The organism is Deinococcus arcticus, from assembly GCF_003028415.1.
In the GTDB taxonomy this organism is placed as follows: domain Bacteria; phylum Deinococcota; class Deinococci; order Deinococcales; family Deinococcaceae; genus Deinococcus; species Deinococcus arcticus.
Genome location: NZ_PYSV01000009.1, coordinates 23,101 through 42,072 on the forward strand (window position 1 = coordinate 23,101; position 18,972 = coordinate 42,072).

16 protein-coding genes and 1 tRNA gene are annotated in these 18,972 nt (G+C 71.1%); 8 read left to right on the top strand and 9 right to left on the bottom strand.

The genetic code is table 11. The annotated features are described in order from the left end of the window. Positions 1 to 188: 188 nt before the first annotated feature. The 3 genes from C8263_RS10335 to C8263_RS10345 are packed head-to-tail and all read right to left on the bottom strand — an operon-like array spanning position 189 to position 1,895. The gene (locus C8263_RS10335; RefSeq protein WP_158263783.1) at positions 189 to 1,076 is read right to left on the bottom strand and encodes a phosphotransferase; all 888 of its coding nucleotides are present in this window, start codon (positions 1,074 to 1,076) and stop codon (positions 189 to 191) included. Further along, complete coding sequence (locus C8263_RS10340) at positions 1,073 to 1,372, bottom strand: hypothetical protein (RefSeq protein ID WP_107138051.1); 300 nt, start codon at positions 1,370 to 1,372, stop codon at positions 1,073 to 1,075. Before C8263_RS10340 ends, C8263_RS10335 begins: the two co-directional genes overlap by 4 nt. Beyond that, entirely contained in the window at positions 1,362 to 1,895 is a 534-nt protein-coding gene (locus C8263_RS10345) for a flavin reductase family protein (RefSeq protein WP_107138052.1), read from the bottom strand. The genes C8263_RS10340 and C8263_RS10345 overlap by 11 nt, the downstream gene beginning before the upstream one ends. Before the next feature lie 48 nt (positions 1,896 to 1,943). Here C8263_RS10345 and gltX point away from each other — a divergent pair, with 48 nt between their 5' ends. After that, a complete protein-coding gene (gltX, locus tag C8263_RS10350) occupies positions 1,944 to 3,365 on the top strand; it encodes a glutamate--tRNA ligase (RefSeq protein ID WP_107138053.1) in 1,422 nt (473 codons plus the stop codon). Positions 3,366 to 3,424: 59 nt separating this feature from the next. Here the strand turns inward: gltX and C8263_RS10355 are convergent, their stop codons facing one another. After that, on the bottom strand, positions 3,425 to 4,573 hold the full coding sequence (locus tag C8263_RS10355) for an META domain-containing protein (RefSeq protein WP_107138054.1): 1,149 nt from the start codon (positions 4,571 to 4,573) through the stop codon (positions 3,425 to 3,427). 354 nt (positions 4,574 to 4,927) lie between these two features. Between C8263_RS10355 and C8263_RS10360 the strand changes: the two genes are divergently transcribed. After that, a complete protein-coding gene (locus C8263_RS10360; RefSeq protein WP_107138055.1) occupies positions 4,928 to 5,350 on the top strand; it encodes a cobalamin B12-binding domain-containing protein in 423 nt (140 codons plus the stop codon). 86 nt (positions 5,351 to 5,436) lie between these two features. Then, positions 5,437 to 6,603, top strand: coding sequence for an MFS transporter (locus C8263_RS10365; protein ID WP_107138056.1), 1,167 nt, complete (start codon positions 5,437 to 5,439; stop codon positions 6,601 to 6,603). Positions 6,604 to 6,731: 128 nt separating this feature from the next. Here C8263_RS10365 and C8263_RS10370 read toward each other — a convergent pair whose 3' ends face one another. From C8263_RS10370 to C8263_RS10380, 3 genes are all read right to left on the bottom strand, one after another. Continuing rightward, complete coding sequence (locus tag C8263_RS10370; protein ID WP_146160650.1) at positions 6,732 to 8,003, bottom strand: hypothetical protein; 1,272 nt, start codon at positions 8,001 to 8,003, stop codon at positions 6,732 to 6,734. A 283-nt stretch (positions 8,004 to 8,286) separates the two neighbouring features. Next, complete coding sequence (locus tag C8263_RS10375) at positions 8,287 to 10,647, bottom strand: EAL domain-containing protein (RefSeq protein ID WP_107138058.1); 2,361 nt, start codon at positions 10,645 to 10,647, stop codon at positions 8,287 to 8,289. An 86-nt stretch (positions 10,648 to 10,733) separates the two neighbouring features. Beyond that, positions 10,734 to 10,823: transfer RNA gene (locus tag C8263_RS10380), tRNA-Ser, on the bottom strand. A 135-nt stretch (positions 10,824 to 10,958) separates the two neighbouring features. Between C8263_RS10380 and plsY the strand changes: the two genes are divergently transcribed. The 5 genes from plsY (at position 10,959) to C8263_RS10405 (ending at position 17,070) form a co-directional block, all read left to right on the top strand. After that, entirely contained in the window at positions 10,959 to 11,582 is a 624-nt protein-coding gene (plsY, locus tag C8263_RS10385) for a glycerol-3-phosphate 1-O-acyltransferase PlsY (RefSeq protein WP_107138059.1), read from the top strand. Between the two features lie 251 nt (positions 11,583 to 11,833). Beyond that, complete coding sequence (locus tag C8263_RS10390) at positions 11,834 to 12,133, top strand: hypothetical protein (RefSeq protein ID WP_107138060.1); 300 nt, start codon at positions 11,834 to 11,836, stop codon at positions 12,131 to 12,133. Positions 12,134 to 12,296: 163 nt separating this feature from the next. After that, on the top strand, positions 12,297 to 13,316 hold the full coding sequence (locus tag C8263_RS10395; RefSeq protein WP_107138061.1) for an aspartate-semialdehyde dehydrogenase: 1,020 nt from the start codon (positions 12,297 to 12,299) through the stop codon (positions 13,314 to 13,316). Positions 13,317 to 13,889: 573 nt separating this feature from the next. Continuing rightward, entirely contained in the window at positions 13,890 to 15,677 is a 1,788-nt protein-coding gene (locus tag C8263_RS10400) for a proline--tRNA ligase (protein WP_107138062.1), read from the top strand. A 769-nt stretch (positions 15,678 to 16,446) separates the two neighbouring features. Further along, positions 16,447 to 17,070 carry a rhomboid family intramembrane serine protease gene (locus tag C8263_RS10405; RefSeq protein WP_107138063.1) on the top strand — a complete coding sequence of 208 codons (624 nt, stop codon included), beginning with the start codon at positions 16,447 to 16,449 and terminating at the stop codon, positions 17,068 to 17,070. Between the two features lie 3 nt (positions 17,071 to 17,073). Here C8263_RS10405 and C8263_RS10410 read toward each other — a convergent pair whose 3' ends face one another. Both C8263_RS10410 and C8263_RS10415 read right to left on the bottom strand, forming a co-directional pair. Then, complete coding sequence (locus C8263_RS10410) at positions 17,074 to 17,682, bottom strand: VOC family protein (protein ID WP_107138064.1); 609 nt, start codon at positions 17,680 to 17,682, stop codon at positions 17,074 to 17,076. After that, on the bottom strand, positions 17,679 to 18,944 hold the full coding sequence (locus C8263_RS10415; RefSeq protein WP_107138065.1) for an NAD(P)/FAD-dependent oxidoreductase: 1,266 nt from the start codon (positions 18,942 to 18,944) through the stop codon (positions 17,679 to 17,681). Before C8263_RS10415 ends, C8263_RS10410 begins: the two co-directional genes overlap by 4 nt. Positions 18,945 to 18,972: the final 28 nt, after the last annotated feature.

Sequence of the window (18,972 nt, forward strand, 5' to 3'; positions counted from 1 at the left end):
CGGACTGCGGCCAGCGGCCTCCGGTCAGGTCAGGCGCCCCAGCGCCCGGGCAGCCAGCCGCAGCCAAGTGCCTCGCCCCTCTCATTGCAACGTTTCAGAAGGGCGCAGAAACGTTTCCATTCCCGGGGCGAGGCACTGTGTTCGCTTCTCGCTCCGCTCGGTTGATCTGAAGATCAACAGCGAGGGACTTAATACGGCACGTAGTTGGGCCGCACCCCTGGCACGGTGCCCTGCCAGTTCCGAAAGGCCACGTCGTACACCGCCGCGCGGTGCAGCAGGGCCAGCGGCAGCGCGCGGTGCAGCAGCGGCGCGGCGTCCGGGGCGCCCAGGGCGTGCAGGTAGGTGCCCGCCATCCGGTCCGCCGCGTCGTGTGCCTGCCAGACCGGCAAGCCGGCGCGGCTGGGGTGCAGGGCGAAGGCCAGAAACCACCCCGCGTCCATGAAGGGGTGCGCGGCGCTGGCCGCTTCACTCCAGTCAAACCACACCGGCCCGCGCGCCGCGCTGTGCAGGACGTTGCGAGGATGCGCGTCGCCGTGCGCCGGCAAATCGGGTAAGCCGTGCTGGTGCAAGTCAAGAAAGGCGGCGCGAATCTGGGCCCGGGCGGCCTGGAGCGTGGTCACCTCCTGGGCCGACAGCCCCCAGCCGCGCAGCGCCGCGAGGTCCCCCAGCAGGGCGTCCACCCGTTCGGTCATCTGGGCCAGGGGCAGCGCGGGCGCTCCGTGCGCGGCCAGAGCCGCCGCATCGGTTGCGCACTGAAATCGGGCCAACCGTTCCAGCGCCCCGGTCCAGGCGCCCAGGTCACCCACCCCGTCCAGCAACGTGCCGCCGTCACCGGTCAGCAGGGCGCCGCGCTGCGGATCGGCCCCCAGCAGCGGGGGTACCAGGGTCGGGTGCTGCGCGGCCAGGTGCCGGGTCAGACGCGCTTCCTGGCCAGTGTCACTCACCTTCAGCCACGCCGGGCCCTGACTGGTGTGCAGGGTATGGGTGGCGGTCAGGTCCGTGGCGAAGTGCAGCCGCAGCGGGCCCTGGCGGCACAGGCCCGCGCCGCGCAGCAGGTCGTCGGCCAGCCCGGTCACCTGCACCGGCCAGCCAGGGCCCTGCCAGGGCCGGGCGGCGGGAATGGGGGCGGCAGGGCCTCACTCCAGTGGCCCTGCCCGGGCGGCGCCCGGCCGGTCAGGGCCTGAACGTGAATCAGTCCAGCCTGCCCAAACAGGTGCCCGCCGTCATGCAGCACCCATACTGGCCCCAGCGCCGCCGTCAGCGCCGCGTCCAGGGGCTGATCGGGCGCCAGGGGCACCGAGAGCCAGCCGCCCCCGGGTTCGCGCCACACCCGCCGGCCGTCCTGGGCCCACAGGGCCACCTCATGGGCCATGCGTCACGCGGTCCTGGGCGGTGGTGGTGTACACGCTGCGGCCCAGGTAGATGGCGGGCGGGGCGATCAGCAGCCCCTGGGCGTCGTAGGCATCCGGGTCGTAGTGCACGGCCTGCACCTCGCCCACGATCAGGTCGTGGTCGCCGGTGGGCAGCACCTGGGTCACGCGGCAGGTGTAGTGCAGGTAGGCGCCCTGCAGGGCCAGCGGCTGCGTGTCCAGGGTGGGCAGCGCCAGCAGGGCGTGCTTGTCGTGGCCGCCGTGCAGGCTGTAGGTGCCGCTGCCCTGCACCGCCCCGGCCCGCGCCAGGGGCAGGAAATTGACGCCGAAGCTGCCACTGCCCAGAATCAGTAGATGGGTGGCGCGCCCCTGGCCCACCGCCACCCCGTACAAGGGCGGCTGGGCGCTGAGGGCGGTGTGCCAGCCCGCCGCCATGACGTTGCGGGTGTTGCCGTGCGCGGCCGTGACCAGCGCCACGGTGCCGGGGTAATACCCAAAAAAGCGGTCGGTGACTTCGCGCAGCATGGGAGCGAGGATAGCGGCCCCCGCAGGCGCCCACGTATCCTGTGCCCCATGTCTGTCGTGACCCGCATTGCCCCCAGCCCCACGGGTGACCCCCATGTGGGGACCGCCTACATCGGCCTGTTCAACCACACCCTGGCGCGCCAGGGCGGCGGCAAATTCATTCTGCGCATCGAGGACACCGACCGGGGCCGCTACGTGGCCAGCAGCGAGCAGCGCATTTTTCAGATGATGCAGTGGCTGGGCCTGACCCCTGACGAGAGCCCATTGCAGGGCGGGGAGAACGGGCCCTACCGCCAGTCCGAGCGGTTTGACCTGTACGGCGACTACGCCCGGGGGCTGGTGCAGAGCGGGCACGCCTACTACGCCTTCGAGACGCCCGAGGAGCTGACGACCCTGCGCGAGGCCGCCCAGGCGGCGGGCCACGTGATCGCCGTGCCCAGCCGCGACCTGGACCCAGCAGCGGCGCAGGCCCGCGCAGACGCCGGCGAGGCCGCCGTGATTCGCCTGAAGGTGCCGCGCGAGGGCGAGACGGTCGTGAATGACCTGCTGCGCGCTCCCATCCAGTTTCAGAACCGCGAGATTGACGACAAGGTGCTGCTCAAGGCTGACGGCTTTCCCACCTATCACCTGGCGAACGTGGTGGACGACCGCCTGATGGGCGTGACCCATGTGGTGCGCGCCGAGGAATGGATCACCTCCACGCCCATTCACGTGCTGTTGTACCGGGCGTTTGGCTGGAATGAACCCGTGTGGGCGCACATGCCCCTGCTGCGCAACGCCGACAAGTCCAAGATCAGCAAGCGCAAGAATCCCACCAGCGTGGAGTGGTATCAGGCGCAGGGCTTTTTGCCCGAGGCGATGCTGAATTTCCTGGCGACCATGGGCTGGACCCACCCGGACGGCCTGGAAGTGTTCGATCTGGCCGAGTTCCAGCGCGTCTTCCGCCTGGAAGACGTGACGCTGGGCGGCCCGGTCTTCAGCCTGGACAAGCTGCGCTGGTACAACGGCAAGTATCTGCGCGAGGTGCTGGAAGAAGGCGAGGTGGCCCGGCGCCTGCACGCCTATCTGGCCGGGCAGAAGGTAGAGCTGCCCGAAGACGATTACTTCCGCGCCGTGACCCGCCTGATGACCCCGCGTATGGAGGTCTTCAGCGAATTTCTGGACAAGACCCCCTACTTCTGGCAGGAGGACTACCCGGTGACCGAAAAGGCCCAGGCCGCCATTGAGGCCGGGCGCGCCGCGCTGCCCGATCTGGCCGCCCGGTTGAAGAACCTCCCCACTTTCGACGCCGCCAGCATCAAGGCGGCCTTCACCGCCTACGCCGAGGAACAGGGCCTGAAGCTGGGCAAGGTGATGCCCCCGGTGCGCGCGGCAGTGGCCGGCACCCTGGAAAGCCCCGACCTGCCGGAATTGCTGGCCACCCTGGGGCGCGAGCGGGTGGTGACCCGGATCGAGCGCGCCGCGCGCTAAGCCGCGTGAGGGCAGGAACAGGGGGTGGGCCTGTGCGTGCCCACCCCCCGTCCTTGGTTTCAGTTCTGCTCGAACACCCAGATCTGATCGTCGGCCTGCAGGGTCAGCGTCTTGCCGGCCACCTTCAGGCCAGGATTGCCTTCCAGCAGCGCGATCAGCGGTACGGTCTGGTCGTCGGGGCACAGCATGCGGGTGCTGGTCACTCCGCCCTTCACGGTCAGGCGATCAGCGGAAAGCGAGGCCGCAGCGCCGAACGAGTTGCAACCGTCCACCCCGCCCACCCGGCCATTCTCGAAGATCAGGACCACCGGGCGCGTGGTCTGGGGCGCGGCCTGCCCGTTCATGCTCTTCAGGCGGTAGGTGCCCAGCGGCAGGGCGGCCACCGGCGGGGTGACCGGGCCCGGCGTTCCCGCAGCGGGGCTGATTCGCGTCAGGGTCAGCACCCCCGCCTTGCCGGTCAGGGTCAGGGTGGTGCCGCTCAGGGCCGGGGTCAGGGGGCCACGCAGCACGCTGCTCAGGGCCGCCTCGGTCTGGGCCTGGGGCGCCGGGCACAGCAGCCGGGTGCCGCCCACCGGCATGAACTGAAACGTGCCGCTGGCCAGCCGGGTGCCCGGGGCGCGCAGGGTGTTGCAGCCCACCACGCCGCTCAGGTTCAGGGCGGGGCCCTTCACCGTCAGGCTCAGCACGCCGCGCAGGGGCAGGTCCTGGGCGCCCAGTTTCAGGCCGCGCGCCACGTAGGTGCCGTCCAGGGCAGCCAGCGGCGACGAACTGGCCGGTGAAGACGGGGTGTTCACAGCGCCTCCTGTGGTGAAGGTCAGGCGGCCAGCGCCGGCCACCAGGGTCAGGGTGCCGCCTCTGTGCTCAAAGCGGGTGGTGCGCGCCAGAAGCGCCAGATAATCCTCGCGCAGGCTCAGGGCCGCGTCAGGGCAATTCATGCTGCTTCCCCCCGACAGACCGCGCAGCAGCAGGGCCTGCCCGTTCAGGGTGCCGCTGCCGGTCAGCGGGCTGCAGCCGGTGGACCCGCTCACCTTCAGCGCGCCCCCGCTGGCGTCCAGCCGCAGGGTGGGGCGGGCCAGGGCCGGGCCAGGGGTCACCGGCGCGCGCCCGGGCAGCTGCACGCTCTGCAGGGTCCAGGTGGTGCCCACCGGAGACGCGGCGGCAGGCGCCGCCAGGGCGGCCAGGGTCAGACTGGTGAGCAGGGCATTCATGAGAGGGTTGTACACCGCGAAACTGATGACCGTGTGATGACTTCACCGCCGACCCCACCCGGCGCAACAGCGGTTCAAGCCGAGCAGACAGGCAAAGCGGCGCAGCAGAGCGAGCACGTTCCCCCCTCCGGACATGAAGCGGACACACAGACTCTTCTCTGAGGTGGGGGCCCAGACGGCCGCCCTTCTGAATGTGCGTCCCCCTGCATTCCGTTCAGGCGGCGGGGCCTGGACGCCGGCGCGCCCGAAGCGCCTCTCAGCACGTAGAATGCGGCAAACGCCCGTTAGGCCCGCGCCAGGGCTGTTCAGCATTGACACCCCCGCCGGCTGTTCCGGCGTGTTCAGGAGGACATTATGGAAGACCGCCGCATTCGGGTACTGATTGCCAAGCCGGGCATGGATGGCCATGACCGGGGCGCCAAGGTGGTGGCCCGCGCCCTGCGCGACGCCGGCATGGAAGTGATTTACACCGGTCTGCGCCAGACCGCCGAGATGATCGTGAACGCCGCCCTGCAGGAGGACGTGGACGCCATTGGCCTGTCGGTGCTGTCCGGGGCCCACATGCACTATTTCCGCGAGGTGATGGGCCTGCTGCGCGAGCGCGGGGCCGACGACATCATCGTGTTCGGGGGCGGCATCATTCCAGACCAGGACCTGCCGCAGCTTCAGGAACTGGGCGTGGGGCGCGTCTTTACCCCCGGCGCCAGCACCCAGGACGCCGCCGCGTACCTGCGCGGCGCGGTGCAGGCCCGCTGGCAGGCCCAGGGCGAGGCGTGAGGCAGGCCCCGCACCCGCGGCACACATGGGCCTGAGGGGCGGCATGGTGGGTCTGCCCAGCCCTGGCCGTCTGGGCGCCCCCGCCCATGAGTGACGCTGCCCTGAACGCCCCACCCCTGGAAGCCGGGCGGCTGGCCCCGCTGTACGCCGCCCAGGCCCTGGCCACCGGCGCCACCACAGTCAGTACGGTGCTCTCCAGCCTGATCATGAGCGAGCTGGGCGTTGAAGAGCTGGCCGGGTTGCCCGCCACCCTGATCAGTGCGTGCGCCGCGCTGTCGGCCGGGTTCTTTGGGGCCTGGATGCTGCGCCGGGGCCGGCGCAGCGGGCTGAGCGCGGCCTTTGCCCTGGGCACTGTGGGGGCCCTGACCGGATTTTTCGGGGCGCGCGCCGGGCACCTGCCGCTGTTTCTGCTGGGCGCGGGCCTGATGGGCGCGGCGCAGGGCGGCTATCAGCAGGCCCGGTACGCGGCGGCTGAAAGCGTGCCCGATGCCCGCCGGGGCACCGCCCTGGGCGCCCTGATGCTCATGAGCGTGGCCGGCTCGTTTGTGATTACCGGGGCGGCCCGGCCCATTGAGGCGCTGGGCGCGGCCCTGAACACCAGCGCCGAGGTGGCCGGCTGGCTGGTGGCGGGCGCCCTGCTGGGCATGGCGGCGCTGCTGCTGCGGGCGTGGCGCCCCCTGCGCGCCCCGGCCCAGGCCCCGGGAACGCGGCTGGGGCTACGCGCGGCCTTTGCCATTTCCGGCGTGAAATCCACGGCGCTGGCTCTGGCCACCGCGCAGGGCCTGATGGTCACCCTGATGAGCCTGACCCCGCTGCGCGCCCACCACATGGGCATGGAACACGCCGGGGTGGCCGCGCTGATCAGCGGGCACATCCTGGGCATGTTCGGCTTTGGCTGGCTCACCGGCCCCCTGATTGACCGCCTGGGGCTGCGCTTTGGCTACGTGGGCGGCGCGGCGCTGCTGGCGGCGGCGGCCCTCACCGCGCCGCTGCCCGGCACCGTCTGGCTGACCCTCAGCCTGTTTCTGCTGGGGCTGGGCTGGAACCTCGCCTTCGTGAGCGGCAGCAAGGCCCTGACCCGCTTTCCCGCTGCCCAGGGCGTGACCGACGGCCTGGGCTATGTGGCAGCCGGCACCGGCACCCTGCTGGGCGGTGTGGTCATTGCGACCTCTGGCTTCCCCACCCTGGCCCTGATCTGCGCCGCGCTCCCGGGCCTGCTGCTGGTGAGCGCGGGGAGGGTGAGGGGGACGTAGGGTGTGGGCTGTAGGTTGTAGGAGGGGAGCTCTATCCGGCCCCCCTCCTTGACCTTCTGCGCAGCGGCCTTACCACCACCCACCCCGTCTTTTCCTGCATTCCACACCCCACGTCCCACACCCTTCCCTTACGGATTGGGCCCGCTCACAAACGTGTCGTCGCCCGGACTCACGGTGCTGCGCCCGCCCTGCTGGTCGTAACGCACGCCACTGTTCATGCGGCTCACGGCCCCCGTGAGGGTATTGGCGGCGCTCACGGCACCGTTCGGGGCAAAGGACCGGGTCCACATGTACCAGCGCGGGGCCACGCCGTGCTTGCGCGCCAGACCGCTGGCCGGGTTCAGGTCGAAAATGTACTCGGGGAAGATCTCGGTGCGGCTGATGAACTTGGCCATGTTCAGGTTGTTGTCGCCCCCCAGGTCCAGCAGGCGACTGGATTTGATCCATTCCACCGCCGCGCCACTTTGCTTCAGGCTCTGGGCAATGCGGGCGCTGCGGGCGGCCGGGGTGGCGTCGGGGCTCAGGAAGCTGTAGGTGTGGCCCGAGCCGGGGCTGGCCGGCGACCAGTAGGGATCGGCCAGAACCAGGCGCCCCGGGCGTCTGGCGGCGCTCAGGCCGGGGTCGGCGTACGCCTGTTCGGCCAGGGCCAGGGCCATCTGGGCGCCCAGTGAGTGGCCCATGACCCGCACGCGCTCCGGGCCGCTGTAGGTCCAGGCGGACAGGGCGCTCTTGTAGGCGGTGTAAAACAGCGCGCCCGCGCTGACTGTGGGCGTGCCCACCTGCGTATAGGTGCCGTCTGGGCGGCGGTAGCGCATGCGGATGTCCTGGGTGCGGCCCAGGGCGTCGCGGTAGGTGTAGCCGGCGGTCCAGATCTTGGCCTGGGCGTGGTAGGGCACGCCGCCGGTGCCCTCGTCGTCGGCCAGCTGGGTCCAGTGAAACAGGCCCACGTTCCAGCCCGCCGCAATCCAGGCGTCGGCCACGCTCTGGTTGGCCTCGCTGAAATAGAACGAGTCGCGCTTGCCGGCCCTCGTGTTGCCGTCTTGCCAGCCGTGCACAAAGATCAGCACCGGGCGGGCCGGGTCGTAGTAGCCGGCAATGCCAGCGCCGTCGCCGCGCGCCTTGCAGCCCACGCCGCCGGGCGCCCCCGTTTCGGCCCTGGAATACCAGTACACGCCCGTATCCAGCCCCGAGGCCCCGAAGGGCAGGGCCACCTGCGTGGGGCAGGCGGCCGCCTGGGCCACCAGCCCCGGGGTGGCTGCCGGACTGAGGGCCAGCAGCGCTTCACTGAAGCCACCCGGAATGGCGCTGGTCTGCACGGACGGAGCCGGTTGAGGCGCGCAGGCCGCCAGCAGGCCGCACAGCAGCAGGGCATGGGCAAAACGGACAGGACGAACAGGCATGAAAACCTCCGGTCACAGCGGCGAGGTGGCCAGCAACAGGGGGCCGGCCCGGGCGTGGATTGTGGGTTGCAGGCGTCAGGCTACCCGACCCGCCGCCCCCCTGCCTAGAGCCCGCAGTCCAAAATTCTGTTCTTTTTGTGCGCCCAGTGGGGAGGCAACCACGCCGCAGGCTGTGGCCCTGGTCCGCACCACGGGCCACGGCCTTGCACGCCCAAGCCGTGTTGTGCCTTCGCGCACGGCTCGGCCTGAACCGTTGTGGCCAACGGTGGGGTCGCCGTGCCCCTCAGTCCATCTGCGCCAGCCACCAGCGCTGAAAAGCGTCGGGGGGCAGGGGCGGGGAAAAGGCGTAGCCCTGGGCCGCGCCGCCCCCCAGGCCCAGCAGGGCCTCGCGGTGCGCCTGGGTCTCCACGCCCTCGGCCACCACATGCAGCCCCAGCCCAGCCGTTAAAGTCAGCAGCGCCGAAATCACCGCCTGGGCGGCAGGCTCGCCGGGCACGTCACGCACGAATGACTGGTCCAGCTTCAACGTGTCGATGGGCAGGTGGCGCAGCACCGCCAGGCTGCTCTGCCCGGTGCCAAAGTCGTCCAGGCTGATGCGCACACCCAGGCCCCGCAGCGCGGAGAGGCGCTGCCCGGCCTCGCGCAAGTCAGTCACCGCCACCTGCTCGGTCACCTCCAGGCTCAGGGCGCGCGGCGGCAGGGCAAAGTCGGTCAGCGCCGCTTCCACGGCGCCGGTAAATCCAGGGTCGGCCAGTTGCACTGGCGAGACATTCACCGCCACCGACAGCAGCCCCAGCCCCGACGCGCGCCACAGCCCCGCCTGCCGGCATGCCTCGCGCAGCACCCACTCGCCCAGCGGGCGAATCAGGCCGTTGTCCTCGGCCACGCCGATAAACTGCGCCGGGCTGACCAGCCCCACCCCGGGCCGCTCCCAGCGCACCAGGGCCTCGGCACCCACCGGCAGGCCCGTTTTCAGGTCGCACACCGGCTGGTAGGCCACCCGGAATTCCTGGCGGGCCAGCGCGCGGCGCAGCGCCTGATCCAGGTCCAGCCGCTCGGTCACTTCGCGCTCGAAGGCAGGCTGGTAGCGCACCAGATGGCGCTGGGTGCGCTTGGCCACATACATGGCAGTGTCGGCGCGGCGCAGCAGCGTGGAGGCGTCGTCGCCGTCGGTGGGGTAGGCCACCAGCCCGCCCGAGACGCGCAGGGTCATGGCGCGCCCGTCCAGCCACAGCGGCGCGCCCAGTTCGGTCAGCACCCGCTGGGCGCGCTCCCACAGCCCGGCCCCCTCGGTCCCCAGGGGAAACAGCACAATGAACTCGTCGCCGCCAAAGCGCGCCGCGTCCTCGCCCACCAGCGCCTGCAACCGTCCGGCCACCTGCCGCAGCAGGGTGTCGCCCGCGTCGTGGCCCAGGGTGTCGTTCACGCGCTTGAACTCGTCCAGATCGGTAAACAGCAGGCCAAAGGGCTGCCGGGCCGCCAGCAGCGCGTTCAGGCGGGCCTGCAGCCCCGCGCGGTTGGCCAGGCCGGTCAGCGGATCATGCACCGCCTGGTGGCGCAGGGCCACCTGCACCGCCTGCAACTCACGGGTGCGGGCGCGCTCGCGCTCGGCAGCCAGTTGCGCCTTGAGCAGCTGCGCGCGCTGCTCGCCGGCGGCGTCCAGCTGCGCGCGGTCCAGGGTGCGGGCCGCTTCCAGGTGCGCCAGGGCGACGTCCAGCTGGCCCTGGGCGCGGCGCACCTCGGCCAGGGCCGCGTGCGCCTCGGCGGCCTCGCGCGTCAAGCTGGCCCCCTGGGCCAGGGTCAGGGCCGCACCCACAAAGGGATCGGCGGCGTCCGGGGCTCCACAGGCGGCGTGGGCGCGCCCCAGCGCGAGGTTCAGGCGAAACTGCGCCAGCACCGGTAAGGCGGGGTGCACCTTCAGGTCCAGCTCGCGGGCGCGGGCCAGCACCTCGGCCGGGCGCGACAGGGCGCACAGGCTGCCAAACAGCCCGCCCAGCACCAGCGCTTCAAAGGCATACAGGCCGTGGCGGCGCACCTGCAGCAGCGCGCGCTCAAAGACCGTCAGCGCCGCCGGGTGCTGCCCGGCGCGGCTGTGCACCACGCCCAGGGCGTTCTGGGCCTGCACCTCGAATTCCGGCAGGCCGGTCTTCTGGGCCAGCGCCACCGCCTCGCGGGCGTAGCGCAGCGCGAGGTCGCGCTCAAAGGCGTCGGCGTGCAGCGCACTCAGGTTCACCAGCGCCCGCAGCTGCCCCGGCGCGTCGCCCCGGGTGCGGGTGCGCTCCAGGTTGCTCAGGTGCAGCCCCACCGCGCGCCCAAAATCGCCCAGATCGGTCAGCACCAGGGCCACGGCGTTCAGGGCGCGCACCTCCAGCGCCTCGCTGCCCAGGCGCTGGGCCTGGGCAGCGGCGGTGTTCAGCAGGCGCAGCGCCCGGTGGGGTTCCTTGTGTTCGTACTGCGCCACGCCCATCAGAAACAGGGCGCGCGCAGCGGTAGGGCTGCCCAGGCCCTCATCCAGGCGGCCCAGGACGCGCTGCGCCAGGGCGTAGGCCAGTTCAGGCCGCACGTTGCGCAGCTCCTCGGCCTCGTCCAGCAGGGCGCCCAGCAGCCCAGAGGCATCATCCGTGGGGGGCGCGGGCCGGGTCATGGTGGGTGCGGCCAGTGTACGCCCCGCTGCCGCTGGCCGCCAGCCACCCCCCTAACGAACAAACGCCCCCGGAGGGGGCGCCGCTGTGGCGGAACGGGAGGGATTCGAACCCTCGATAAGCTTGCACCTATACACGCTTTCCAGGCGTGCTCCTTCAACCACTCGGACACCGTTCCAGCGCACAGCAGCCTAGCGGGTCGGGGGCAGAAAATCAATGCAGGCGCAACTGGCACGCCGGGCGGCAAGCCGGCGCGGCGCGGCGCCTCTGTGTGAAGTCAGTCCAAACTGGGCCCATCCCCTATCATGCGCCCGTGAGCCTGCTTGCCGTCCTGACGGTTTTTCTTTCCTACCTGCTGGGGGCCATTCCGGCGGCGGCCTGGGTGGCGCGCGCCCGTGGGGTGGATATCCGCACGGTGGGCAGCGGCAACAGCGGCGCCACCAACGTGCAGCGCGCCCTGGGCAACGGCCCGGCGCTGGCGGTGGCGGCCTTTGACATCCTGAAAGGTGCGCTGGCGGTGGGCGTGGCCGCCGGGCTGAATCTGGGCCAGCCGGTGATGGCCGCCTGCGGGGTGGCCGCCGTGCTGGGGCACAATTTCAGCCCCTTTCTGGGCTTCCGGGGCGGCAAGGGCGTGGCCACCTCGTTTGGCACCATGGCCGCGCTGCTGCCGGTGGCGGGCCTGGGGGCCGCCCTGCTGTTCGTGCTGAGCGTGTGGCTGACCCGCTTCGTGTCGCTGGGCAGCATTCTGGGGGCCGTGACGGCCGCTTTCGTGTGTTTCGTGGTTGGCCCTCTGTGGCTGGGCGTGGTCATCACGGGTCTGAGCCTGCTGCTGGCCTGGCAGCACCGCGACAACGTGCGCCGCTTGCAGGCCGGGACCGAGCGGCGCTTTGGAGACAAAACCGGGGCGGGTGAGGGGAAGCGCGGGAACGGCACGTAATTTGCTTGGGCGCGCCCTGCCGCTCCCCTTTGCCAGCACTGCTGAGGGGCCCCCACACGGCTGAGCGGGCCCCCGGGATTCTTCTTGAAGGCGCGCTCCCGGTCAGCCGGTCCACCGCCCGCCGCTGACCCGCCGCTGGAAGCCACCCGACTGCCCCCGTCACCCCCCTTCACCCACGCTCCTGCTGCGCTATGCTGCCCGCACCACACAACACGGGGCCCGGGGGCAGACCTGGGCGCGCAGGGGGAAGGATGTCGGCCAGGATTCGCGTGTACGGCAAGGAAGCGGTGTTTACCCAGGGCCAGTGGGCCTGCGACGACGAGAGCCTGCAGGCCATGCTGCAGGCCCTGGCCGACCCACGCGCCGTGACCGAGGAGCAGGAACGGGACCACGCCCTGTACGCCGCTGGCCGCTTTGGCGGTCTGGTGGCCACCGCCTACGGCTGGGAGGCCGCGCCGCTGCCCGAGGCCGAGATTCGTATGGAGGACTTTGCCCCGTCCCGCGCCCCCGAACGCGCCGGCTGGCTGAGCTTTCTGCGCAAGAAGCGGTAGCGGGGCCCCCAGGCAGTCTGTCTGCCGCCCTTGACCCCCACCCCCCCAGCCCCTACCCTTGAGCGCATGAAGCGCGGCGCGACCATGACCCCGTAAGGGCGGGCCTGCCGTGCACAGCCGCCCGCGCGAGACACGCCGGGCGGCCTTTTTACTGGAGGGGCAGATGCGCGTAGCGATTGTGGGAGCAACCGGAGCGGTGGGCCACGAACTTCTGAAGGTGCTGGAGGGCAGCACGCTGCAGTTTGACGAACTGCTGCTCTTCGCCTCGCCGCGCAGCGCGGGCAGCACGCTGCCGTTTCGGGGCCAGGACCTGACGGTGCAGGTCACCCCTGAAGGCGCCATTGACGCCGAGCTGATTCTGGCCTCGGCGGGGGGCAGCATCAGCAAGGAAAAGGCCCCGGCCTGGGTGGCGGGCGGCGCCGTGGTCATAGACAATTCCAGCGCCTTCCGCTACGACCCGGAGGTGCCGCTGGTGGTGCCGGAAGTGAACGGCGAGGCCGCCCTGAGCCACAAGGGCATCATTGCCAACCCCAACTGCACCACCGCCATTGCCGTGGTGGCGGTGGCGCCCATTCACCGCGCGTATGGCGTGCGGCGCATGATTGTCAGCACCTACCAGGCCACCAGCGGCGCGGGCGCCAAGGGCATGGACGAACTGCTGCAGGAAACCCACAAGGTGCTGCACGGCCAGGAAGCCGGGGCCGAAGTCTTTGCCCACCCCATTCCCTTCAACGTGATTCCGCACATTGACGCCTTTCAGGACAACGGCTACACCAAAGAAGAGATGAAGGTGGCCTGGGAAACGCGCAAGATCATCGGGGACGAGTCGCTGAAGATCTCCTGCACGGCGGTGCGCATTCCCACCCTGCGCACCCACAGCGAGGCGATCACGCTGGAACTGGAGCGGCCCGCCACCCCTGAAGAGGTGCGCGCGCTGCTGGCCGGGGCAGCGGGCGTGGAAGTGCGCGACACCCCCGCCGAGAAGCTCTATCCCATGCCCCTGACCGCCAGCGGCAAGTACAACGTGGAGGTGGGCCGCATTCGCCCGTCGCTGGTGTTCGACGGCGGCATTGACCTGTTCGTGGCGGGTGACCAGCTGCTCAAGGGCGCCGCCCTGAACGCCGTGCAGATTGCGGAGTACCTGCAGCAGAAAGGGGCGCTGAAGGCCAGGACGCAGGTGTAATACGGATTCCGAAGAATTCCGCAACGTGTTACGGAATTTTTCCGACCAGAGGGACTCGAAAAGCTGCGGAGCAGAGAAGGAAAAATACGGATTTCCGGGAAAGAGCCGGATGTTCCTCCAATTCCCGGAAATCCGTATAAAAGGGTTGCCAGTGGTGGACTGTGGGGCGGAGGAACGACGGGACGTGGGGCCCACCGCCCTGCTCACCCGCATGAATGCAAACAGAGCTGGGGGTTTACACCCCGGCTTTTTTCGTGCCTGTCAGCTCACGCCCACACTGCCGGGTTTCTCCCCCACAGCCCACAGTCCACACCCTCCCTTGACCTTCCCGCCCCCCCTCCCCTACCCTGGGCCCCATGAGCGAGCAGCGTTATCCCCCCACGGCGGTTCCCCAGCGGACCCTGCGCGTGGGGGCGGGCCTGCCCGTGCTCCCGCCACCCTTCGGGGTCTGACGCCTGCCCGCTGAACTGGCCGGCCTCGCCGCGTGCGGGGCCCACACTGTCAGACCCACCACCGAACCGTCCTGATGCCTGTGGCTCAGGACAGCGGCGCTTTACCGAAGGGAGAGCCCCCATGAAACTTCAATCCAGCCTGTTCCGCACGTGGCGCGAGGCGCCGGAGGGCGCCGAGACCCCGGCCATTCGTCTGCTGCTGCGCGCCGGGTACGTGCGCCGGGTGGGCAGCGGCCTGTACGCCCACCTGCCGCTGATGACCCGCGTGATGCACAACCTTGAGGCCCTGATCCGCGAGGAACTGGACGGCCTGTCGCAGGAGGTGAGCCTGCCGGTGTTGCAGCCCCGGCACCTGTGGGACGAGTCCGGGCGCTGGGCCGCCTACACGCAGGCCGAGGGGGTCATGTTTACCGTGACCGACCGCGCCGGCCGGGTGCACGCCCTGGGCCCCACCCACGAGGAAGTGGCGCTGGACGTGGTGCGCGCCCTGGCCCACAGTTACCGCGACCTGCCGATCAGCGTGTACCAGATTGGCCGCAAGTTCCGCGACGAGTTGCGCCCACGTTTTGGGCTGCTGCGCACCCGCGAATTTGTCATGAAGGACGCCTACTCGTTCCACGCCGACGAGGCCAGCCTGCGCGAGCACTTTGAGGCCATGGGCGCTGCCTACGGCCGCATCCTCACCCGCCTGGGGGTGGCGTGGCGGGCGGTGCAGGCCGACAGCGGCAACATCGGCGGGGCCGAGAGCCGCGAGTTCATGGTGCTGAGCGCGGTGGGCGAGGACGAGGTGCTGTACACCGAAGACGGCCACTACGCTGCCAACGCCGAGCGGGCCTCTTCGCGCGCCCAGGCGGCCCGGCCCAGCCCGTTTGGCTCCCTCACCCGGCACCACACCCCGGGCACCGTGACCGTGGCGAGCGGCTGCGCGGCCCTGGGCTGTGACCCAGCCCACATGCTGAAAAACGTGCTATACGACGCTGTAAGCGTGCAGGCCGGGGAGCGGCACCTGACCCCGGTGCTGGTCAGTTTGCGCGGGGACCATGCGGTGAATCCGGTCAAGCTGTGGAACGCGGTGCAGGCGCGCGTGGCGGGCGACCTGATTGGGCTGGCGGTGGCCCAGACCGACACCTGGGCCGCCGAACCCCTGCCGCTGGGCTTTCTGGCCCCGGACCTGCCGGACTACGTGATTGCCCGGCGCGGGGGCCTGCAGCCGGCCTTTTTGCGGCTGTGCGACCCGGCGGGCGCGGCGCTGCGCGACTTTGCCACCGGAGCAGGGGAAACCGACTGGCACGTGACGGGGGCGAACTGGCAAACGCCCGGGGGTGAGGGCCAGTACCCGCTGCCGGAGGTCGTGGACCTGCGCCAGGCCCGCGCGGGCGAGGCTGCGGCGCACGACGGGACCCAGCCTCTGCACGCGGCGCGCGGCATAGAGGTGGGGCATGTGTTTCAGCTGGGCACGCGCTACGCCCAGGCGATGGGCGCCACGTTCACCGCGGCCAGTGGCCGGGAACAGCCGTTCCAGATGGGCTGTTACGGCATTGGGGTCACGCGGCTGGCGCAGGCGGTGGCCGAGCAGCTGTGCGACGCCGCCGGGCTGGTGTGGCCGGAAGCCATTGCCCCGTACCGGGTGCATCTGGCGGTGGTGGACATGCAGGACGGCGCGCAGCGGGCGGCGGGCGAAGCGCTGTACAAGCAACTGCGCTCGGCTGGAATAGACACGTTGCTGGACGACCGGGCCGAGCGCGCCGGGGTCAAGTTTGCCGACGCGGACCTGATTGGGCTGCCGTACCGGGTGACGGTGGGGCGGGGGCTGGCGCAGGGGCAGGTAGAGGTGAAGGTGCGGCGCAGCGGGGAGGTGGTGCTGGTGCCGGTGGAGGGGGTGGTGGCGTGGGTGCAGGGGCGAGGGTGAGCGTGGGGGCGAGTTGGGTGACTGGTTAGCCCCGAATTGCCCCACCCCCCCAGCCCCCCTACCCCGGACTCGTAGAGCTGCGCAGCAGAGGGGCAGGGGGGAGCAAACGTTGGCACTGGGCAACGTTGACTGACGGTCCGGGGCGGCGCGGCTTCGCCCCGCGTTGTACGCCGTGGCCTACCTCCGCCCATCGCCCCACGCCCGCGCGCTGCGCGCCAAGGAGCAAGTGAGCCTATGTCACCAAATCAAGATGAGTGATTCGCAGAGCTGCCCCGCAGAGGGACCGCCCCCGAATGGGTGGGGCCACGTTCGACGGCTTCCGTTGCTGGCCCCGTAAAGGCGAAGGGTGGGGACGCTTATAGCACGAGGTTCTCCTTTTGAAAGGCAGCTTTGGCCTTTGCCTACTGTGGTCTTTCAAGTAGAACTTTCTAGGCCGCACCAAGCCTTCTTGCCCCCACACCGCCCAGGTCCAGACGAGGCCGTCGTGCCCGAAGGGCGCGGGCCATTGCGCGGGAGCGGAGCATGGCGTCGAGGCCGGACACGTGACCAAACGGAGCGAACCCGCCAACGCCAGTAAAAACTCTTGCCTAGCGCAGCGCTGCTCCCCCCTGCCCCTCTGCTGCGCAGCTCTACGAGTCCGGGGCAGGGGGGCTGGGGGGGTGAGGCAACCCGGGCCAGGCCATCGCCGCCCCAAGAGAAACCACACTTGCCCCCCCACCTCCACCCAAGGAGCGACGCCCCCCCTCCCCTTTTCCGTCATGCTGAACCCATGCGGCGCCCCCCTCCCCCCCGCTCCCTGGCCTCCCGCTCCGGCGTCCTTCCCGCCGCCGGCCTGACCACCCTGCTGATCGCCGGGCTCTGGGGCCAGGAGGTGGCCGATCTATTCGTGTTTGGCGGCGACCTGGACCGCTACGGCATTCAGCCGCGCGAGCCGGGCGCCCTGTGGCACATCCTGACGGCGCCCTTTCTGCACGCGGGGTTCGGGCACCTGCTGGCCAACACCGTGCCGCTGGCCGCCCTGAGCTTTATGGGGGCGCTGCGTGGGCCCTGGCGCTTTCTGGCGGCGCTGCTGGTGATTGTGGTGGTGGGGGGCGCGCTGGTGTGGTTGCTGGGCCGGGGCGGCAGTGTACATCTGGGCGCCAGCGCGCTGGTGTTCGGGCTACTGGCCTACCTGCTGGGCGTGGGCTGGTGGGAGCGCACCCCGCTGGCCATCGGGGTGGCGGTGGCGGCTTTCGTGCTGTACGGCAGCATTCTGTGGGGCGTGCTTCCCACCAACCCGGCCGTGTCGTGGGAAGCGCACCTATTCGGCTTCGTGGGCGGGCTGGTGGCGGCGGCGCTGCTGCACCGGCGCCGACCCCGCGCCGCGCCCGGCTCACCTCCCTGGCCCCGCTGACCGCTACAGCTCCACCGGCCCGTGGGGCGTGTCCAGCAGCGCCCGCAGTTCGGGCTGGGGTGCGCGGTACACCTCCACCTCGCCCAGGAAGGACAGGGCGCGCAGATGCCGGCGCAGCGCATCGGGGGTGGGGGTGCCCAGGTGCAGATGGGCCAGCCGCACCCCGGCGTCCGGCAGGCGGGTGGGGGGCGGTGGGGTGTCCCAGTGAATCTGGGACGGCGTCACGCCGCCGCCCGGCAGGCTGCCGTCCTCGGGCACGGTCAGGGTCCAGCGGTGCTCGCCGCGCGACAGGGCCAGGACCCCGGGCCCGGCGGGCAGGTCGGGCACCGCCGCCACCCAGTGAATCAGGGCCGGACCGTGCGAGAGCCGCGCCTGCACCGCCGGGCTGTCCAGTCCGAACCAGCGCGGGCGCCCGGGGGCCGGCGCCTGGGGATTCACCGCAATCACTTCCAGATAGGCGTCCGGGCCCAGCGACAGCAGGACGTTGTGGGTGCCAAAGTGCGCGTGTTCACCGCCGGGCTGGGCGGTCACGCGCAGGCGGCCTTCCAGCCACGCGCGGCCCTCGTCCAGGGTGCGCGCGGCCACCACGAGGTGGTCCAGGTGGGCGGTCATGCGCCCCGGGGGCGGCTCATGCCCTCTGGATCGCCCAGCACGATGGCCGCCGCCTTCTCGCCGCTTTCCATCGCCCCCTGAATGCTGCTCATGGCCGTCACCTCACCGGCCAGCAGCACGCCGCTCAGGCGGGTGGCGTGGCCGGCCAGCGTGGCGGCATATTCCGGCGGCTGCGGATACTGGGCGTGGTGAATGCGCTCGGTCAGCAGCGTGCGCAGCGACCGGACCGCCGCCTCGCCGTACCACGTCGCCAGTTCGGCGCGCACCTGCCGGTCCAGGGCGTCGTCGGGCAGGTCGGGCAGGCCCAGCACCGTCACGGTCAGCAGGTGCTGGCCCTCCGGGGCGCGGCCGGGCACGGCCGCAGACAGCCAGTGGGCGTTCTGAATCAGGCCGCCACCCGCGTTCAGCAGCAGGCGCCGCTCGCGGTCCACCAGCGCGGGGGCGGCGTAGTGCAGGTAAGTGCCGCTCAGGTGCCCGCGCGCCGTGTCCTCGCCGGTCAGGCGGGCGGCTGTGTCGGGGTCGGTGGCCACGATGACCTGCCGGGCGTCCAGTTCGCCGGCGCTGGTGCTGACCGTCACCGACGACCCGTGCGGCGCGAGGTGCTGAACCTGCACGTTCAGCGTGACCTTCAGGTCCTGGGCCAGCTGGGCCGAAACGGCGCCCATTCCTGCCGCTGGCAGCGCGGCGCCGCCGTCCATGAGCATCCGGAAGTAGTAGCGAAACAGCCGCGCGCTCGTGCTCAGGTCGCGCTGCAGAAAAATCCCCCCGAAAAATGGCCGGAAAAACTGGTCCAGCGCGCCCTCACTGAACCCGAAGCGCCGCAGATAGCCCTCCGTGGGTTCATCGGGGCCGCGCAGCAGGGTCCAGGGGGCCGGGCTGCGCAGCCGCAGCGCCAGGGCCAGCACGCGCGCCTTGTCCCGGGTGCTCAGGGCGCGGGTCAGCAGGGTGCCGCCCAGGGCGCCGGGGTCGCCGGGCGGCCAGCCCACCACATCGGCCTGCGGGCCCCGGCGAATCACGGCGGCCGGGGGCAGGGGCACCAGGTCCAGGGCCTCCAGGTCCAGCCAGCGCCGCGCGGCCGGATAGGCCGGAAACAGCACCTGATACCCCGCGTCCAGCGTGAAGCCGTCCTCCACGCGCGACTGCACGCGCCCGCCCAGCTGCGGCCCCGCTTCCAGCACGCGCACCCGCTTTCCGGCGCGGTCCAGGGCGCGCGCCGCCGTCAGGCCCGCAAGCCCCCCGCCAACGACCAGAACGTCATACATGCCCCCACAGGCTACAGGCCAGGGCGTG